A 5783-nucleotide genomic window follows, 5' to 3' on the forward strand; every position below is an offset into this window, starting at 1 on the left:
CGGGCGGCGCCAGGGGGTCCCCGGTGCCCCCCGCCGGTCGGCTCAGTGGCCGATGTGCATGGCGTGGGTGGCGGCGATCTGCTTCCAGGACTTGGGCTGGGCGACGAGGCCGGAGCCGGCGAACGCCCGGGTGACCGCGCCCGTCGCCGGCTTGGACGGCTGGAACAGCCAGGTGTGGAAGAAGTCGGCCAGCGGCTTGCCGGACTTCTTCTCGGCGAACGCCACGAAGTCCGCGACCGAGGCGTTGCCGTACTTGTTCTCCGTCGGCCAGGACTTGAGGATGCCGAAGAAGACCTTGTCGCCGACCTTGTCGCGGAGCGCCTGGAGGGCCAGCGCACCGCGGTCGTAGACGGCCGTGTCGAACTGCTTGTCCGCGCCCGGGTCGCCCGGCTTGACCGTCCAGAACGGGTCGTTCGCCGGGTGCTGGGCGTAGACGTAGTCCGCGAGTTGCTGTGCGGTGCCCTCGCCCTCCTTCTCCGACCACAGCCACTGGGTGTAGGCGGCGAAGCCCTCGTTGATCCAGATGTCCTTCCAGTCCTTGAGCGACACGCTGTCGCCGTACCACTGGTGGGCCAGCTCGTGCACCACGACCGAGACGTTCGTCCCCTTGTCGAAGGCCGCCTTGCCGTAGAAGGGGCGGGTCTGGGTCTCCAGCGCGTAGTGCGCCGGGACGTTCGGGACGTAGCCGCCGACCGAGTTGAACGGGTACGGGCCGAAGACGCTCTCCAGCCACTCGGTGACCTCGGTGGTGCGCTCGATGCTCGCCCGCGCCGACCCCAGGTTCGCGCCGAGGTCCGGGCTGACCGCGTTGATCACCGGCAGGCCGTCGGCGGTCCTGTCCGTGGTGATGTCGAACTTGCCGATGGCCAGCGTCGTCAGATACGTCGCCTGCGGCTTGTCCGAGCGCCAGTTGTAGCGCGTCCAGCCGAGTTTGGAGGTCTGCGAGGCCAGCACGCCGTTGCTGAGCGCCTGGGTGCCGTCCGGGACCGCGATGGAGATGTCGTAGGTCGCCTTGTTGCTGGGGTGGTCATTGCTCGGGAACCACCACACGGCCGACTCCGGCTCCTGGGCCACCACCCCGCCGTCGGGCGTACGGGCCCAGGCGGTGAAGCCGTCGATCTTCAGCTCGGACGGCTTGCCCGCGTAGCGGACGACCACGCTGATGTCCTTGCCCTTCTCCAGCGGCGTGGCCGGAGTGACCTCCAGCTTGTGCTTGCCGGAGGTGGCGACCGTGGCCTTCTTGCCGTTCACCCGGATCTCGCTCACCTTGAGGCCGAAGTCCAGGTCGAAGCGGGAGAGGTCCTGGGTGGTCTTGGCGAGCAGCGTCGCCGTGCCTTCCAACAGGTCCGTCTTCGGCTGGTACTTGAGCCGCAGGTCGTAGTGGGAGACGCGGTACCCGCCGTTGCCGCTGTAGGGGTAGTAGCTGTCGCCCACACCCGGGGCGCCCGGCGTGCCGTGTACATCGGCCTTGGTGGCGGCTGATGCCGGGATCGCCAGCAGCAGGCTGAGCGCGGCAGCGCCCGGGACCAGGAGTCTGTGACGCACGAGTCCTCCAACTCGTAGGGGAGGTGGATCCCTTCGGACCTTATGTACTCATCCGGGGCACGTCATGTCCATGGCCCCACCTGACACATGACCGACATCTGGTCGTCACGGACCTCGGAAAACCCCCTTCTGTACGGGAGTTGACCCGCGCTACCGTCCGCCCGTGACGATACGTACGGGAATTCCCCACATCCCCTGGAAATCGCTCGTGGTGGCGACCGCCCTCGCCCTCTTCGCGCTGCTCATCGCCCCGCACCCGGCGGGCGCGGCCTCCTCCTCCGGCGAGAGCAGACCCGTCTACTCCTACGACCACGCGATCCGCGAATCGGTCTGGGTCGACACCCGGCTCGACGACGACGGACACGGGCACACCGACCGGGTCGCGGTCGACATCATCCGTCCCTCCGAACCCGCCCGCCAGGGCCACCGCATACCGGTGATCATGGACGCGAGCCCCTACTACTCCTGCTGCGGACGCGGCAACGAGAGCCAGAAGAAGACCTACGACAAACAGGGCCGCCCGGTCCAGTTCCCGCTCTTCTACGACAACTACTTCGTGCCCCGCGGCTATGCGACCGTCCTCGTCGACCTGGCCGGAACCAATCGCTCCGACGGCTGCGTCGACGTCGGCGGGCGCTCCGACATCCAGTCCGCCAAGGCCGTGGTCGACTGGCTCAACGGCCGCGGACGCGCCTACACCGCCCGCACCGGCGGCAAACCCGTCACCGCCGACTGGTCCAACGGCAGGACCGGCATGATCGGAAAGAGCTGGGACGCCACCATCGCCAACGGCGTCGCGGCCACCGGAGTCCCCGGCCTGAAGACCATCGTCCCGATCTCCGGCATCTCCTCCTGGTACGACTACTACTTCGCCAAGGGCGCCCCGCTCGACGACTCCGGCCCCGACCAGCTCGCCAAGATGGTCGAGAACCCCGGCGCGCACCAACACTGCGCCGCCGTACAGAAGAAGCTGGTCGACGGGGCCCCGCGCAACGGCGACTGGACCGGCCTGTGGAGCGAGCGGGACTACGTCCGCAACGCGGGCAAGGTCCGCGCCAGCGTCTTCCTCGTCCATGGGATGCAGGACCTCAACGTCCGCACCAAGCACTTCGGCCAGTGGTGGGACGCGCTCGCCCGGCACGGCGTCCAGCGCAAGATCTGGCTCTCCCAGACCGGCCATGTCGACCCCTTCGACTACCGCCGCGGGGACTGGGTGCACACCCTGCACCAGTGGTTCGACCACTATCTGATGGGCTACCACAACGGGATCGAGCACGCCCCGATGGCCGACGTCGAGCGGGCGCCCGACACCTGGTCGACGGATGCGCGCTGGCCGGCGGCCGGCACCGCGCCCGTCGTCCTGCACCCCCGCAACGGGACCACCGCGGGCGTCGGCACCCTGGGCACCCGGCCCGCGCCGCACGGGGCGAGTGCCTCCTTCACCGACGACCCCAAGCTGAGCGAGACGGACTGGGCCGCCCACATCGACCAGGCGACACCCGCGAAGGCCGGGTTCACCACCGGGCCGCTGACCGCGCCGCTGCGGTTGTCCGGCTCCGGCACGGTGACCGTCACCGCCACCCCCAGCACCTCCTCCGCCCATCTCTCCGCCGTCCTGGTCGACCTCGGTCCGGCCACCCTGCGCAACTACGCGGCCGACGGCGAGGGCATCGTCACCCTCGACAAGCGCACCTGCTGGGGCGCCGGGAACAAGGGTGACACCGGCTGCTTCAAGGAGACCGCCGCCGACGTCCAGAAGGCGAACTACACGGTCTTCAGCCGCGGTTGGGCCGACCTCGGTCACTGGGGCGATCCCCGCAAGGGCCGCCCGCTGACCCCCGGCAAGCCGTACACCATCACTCTCGACCTGGCCGCCACCGACCACATCGTGCCCGCCGGGCACCGGCTCGCGCTGATCGTGGCCGGCACGGATGCCGGACTGATCGACCCGCCCGCGTCCCACCCGCGGCTCACCCTCGACCTGTCCCGCACCGCGGCGCGGCTGCCGCTGACGGGCGGGGCGCCGGCCACCGCGCACGCGATCCGCACCCCGTGACCGGGTGACCGAAGGGAGACACCGCTCGTGAGGCTCCGCTCCCGCGGCCTCGCCGCCGGCGCGCTCGCGGTCGGCCGCACGGACCCGTTCCGGGCACCGGCCGCCGCGTGAGCACGTCGTCGACGACGGCCGGGAGCGGACTCTGCGCTACCCGGCCGGGCCGACGGGCCCGGTTGGGTGGCGTCACGGGACCGCGGCGGGACGCCCGTCTCGCTGCGGCAGCCGCCGCGGGCGGACCGGTGCCGCCGCTGCGCCCGCCGAGGAGCGCCGGTGCCGCCGCCGCTCGACGGGCGGGCATGCCGTCAGCTCACGGCCGGGACGCGGGTGGGCCGGGCTCCTGAGCCGTGCCGAACTCCTCCCGCACCAACCGCAGCACCTCGTCCGCACAGCCCCACGCGACGGTCACCCCCGCGCCCCCGTGCCCGTAGTTGTGGACGCATCGCGTCCCGTCCGGCAGCCGTTCCGTGGCCAGCCGGACCGCCGGACGGGCCGGGCGCAGCCCCACCCGGTGGGCCAGGACCCGGGCCCGCGCCAGCGCCGGGAAGAACCGTGCGCAGCGCGCCACGATCGCCTCCGCCACCGCCGGGTCCGGCTCCCGCGACCACGCGTTCTCGCGCGCCGTACCGCCCAGCACGACTCCGAAGGGCTGCGGCAGGACATACGCGGTCTCCGCCGCCGCGGAGTCCGCGGTCGCCAGCCAGGTGTCGATCCCGGGGTTCTCCACGATCACCAACTGCCCCTGAACCGGGTACACCTGCGGATCCGGGACGAGCTCGCGGGCACCCAGACCGGAGCAGTTCACGACCGTCCCGGCGCCTCGGCCCGCCTCCCCGAGCGAGGTGACCACGCGCCGCTCCACGACCCCGCCCGCTGCCGCCAACCGCCGCTCCAGATACCGGAGATGGGTCGGCATGTCCACGAGCGGGGTGCGCGCCCGACGGCCGGAACCGTACCCCTCGGGCAGCTCGTCGGGGCGCGCGGGCCGCATCCCGGGGACCGCGTCGTACCAGGCGCCGAGGCCGTCCGCGCCCGGCTCGGCGGCCACCTCCACCATGGTGCCGGCCACCATCCGCGCACCGGTCTCCGCGGGCCGCTCCGCCAGTCCGGCGAGCACCTCGAAGGAGCGCAGCGACCACCGCACCGCATCGTCGTACGGCTGGATCCGGTAGGGCCAGCACAGCGCCCCGGCCACGGCCGAGGTCGTCTCGCCGGCCGCGTCGCGGGTCAGCAGCCGCACCCGGTACCCGTTCTCGGCGAGCACGATCGCCGAAGTCAGGCCGATCACCCCGCCGCCGACCACACACACCCCGGCCTCCCCGGCGGCGTCCACCACACTCTTCGCCATCTGCGCGCCCTTCCGTGATCTTGGTGTAACCCTCCGGCAGCCGGCCGGACGAAACCGGACCCAGGTCCTGTCGTCGAACTCCCGCCTGCCGGGCGACGCCCTGCACGTACTCTCGCCGCACCGGGCTTCGACCCCGGTACTCCAAGTACAGGGGCCGTCGCCCGGCAGGCCGAGAGCACGCACCGGACGCCGCCCGGCCCGCCCTTCGGGCGGACGACGGGAGTTCGACGACAGGACCTAGGGTGGTGGCAGCACCGTCGGCCGATGACGCCCCTCGGATCCCGCCACCCCTGTCGGCGTACCCACGCCATCGCCCGAGGAGACCCATGCCCCGCGCCCCGCGCGCCGTGCCCGCCTGGCTCGCCCACCCCCTCCGCTGGCAGCGGCTGCCCGTGCCGTGGCCGGCGGTCGTCCGGGGCGCGCTCTGCGCGGGGCCGCTGCTCGCCGCGGGGATCGCGACCGGGCACCCGGCGCCCGGTGTACTCGCCGCACTCGGCTCCATGCTGGCCGGGGTCAACGACCGCCCCGGCACCCGGCGCACCGGCATCGTCCACATCGGACTGCCCGCGCTGGCCGCGGCGTTCGGGATGCTGACGGGCGGTGCGCTGCGGGTGGCCGACCCCGGCTGGTGGCTGGTGCCGGCGCTCTGCGCGGTCGGCTTCGCCTCCGGCGCGGTCAGCGTCACCGGCCCGGTGCACTCCACCGCCGGCATGCAGATGCTGGCCGCCACCATCCTCGGCGCGGGCATGCCGCTGCCCGGCGCGCCCTGGGCGAAGGCGCTGTACGTCCTCGCCGGCTGCCTCTGGCTGCTCCTGCTGCGGCTGGTGCTGCGCCCGC

At 72.5% G+C, this 5783-nt stretch carries 3 protein-coding genes and 1 pseudogene; 2 read left to right on the forward strand and 2 right to left on the reverse strand.

What is annotated here, in order from left to right:
- Positions 1–42: 42 nt before the first annotated feature.
- Positions 43–1545, reverse strand: coding sequence for a M1 family metallopeptidase (locus RZ84_RS31820; protein ID WP_043267860.1), 1503 nt, complete (start codon positions 1543–1545; stop codon positions 43–45).
- 211 nt (positions 1546–1756) lie between these two features.
- On the opposite strand from RZ84_RS31820, the gene RZ84_RS31825 reads away from it, so the two are divergent.
- Complete coding sequence (locus tag RZ84_RS31825) at positions 1757–3601, forward strand: Xaa-Pro dipeptidyl-peptidase (RefSeq protein ID WP_198540176.1); 1845 nt, start codon at positions 1757–1759, stop codon at positions 3599–3601.
- 307 nt (positions 3602–3908) lie between these two features.
- On the opposite strand, the gene RZ84_RS31830 is transcribed toward RZ84_RS31825, so the two are convergent.
- A complete protein-coding gene (locus tag RZ84_RS31830; RefSeq protein WP_052230304.1) occupies positions 3909–4946 on the reverse strand; it encodes an FAD-dependent oxidoreductase in 1038 nt (345 codons plus the stop codon).
- 326 nt (positions 4947–5272) lie between these two features.
- Between RZ84_RS31830 and RZ84_RS42065 the strand changes: the two are divergent.
- Positions 5273–5783, forward strand: a pseudogene (locus RZ84_RS42065) (FUSC family protein); the annotation flags it as partial.

Origin of the sequence: Streptomyces sp. CT34 (genome assembly GCF_000805335.1) — a bacterium.
Classification (GTDB): Bacteria; Actinomycetota; Actinomycetes; order Streptomycetales; family Streptomycetaceae; genus Streptomyces.

What these genes read in the sequence shown, in the direction of transcription:
- RZ84_RS31830 (WP_052230304.1), bottom strand. Translation starts at nt 4,946, where the DNA reads ATGGCGAAGAGTGTGGTGGACGCCGCCGGGGAGGCCGGGGTGTGTGTG.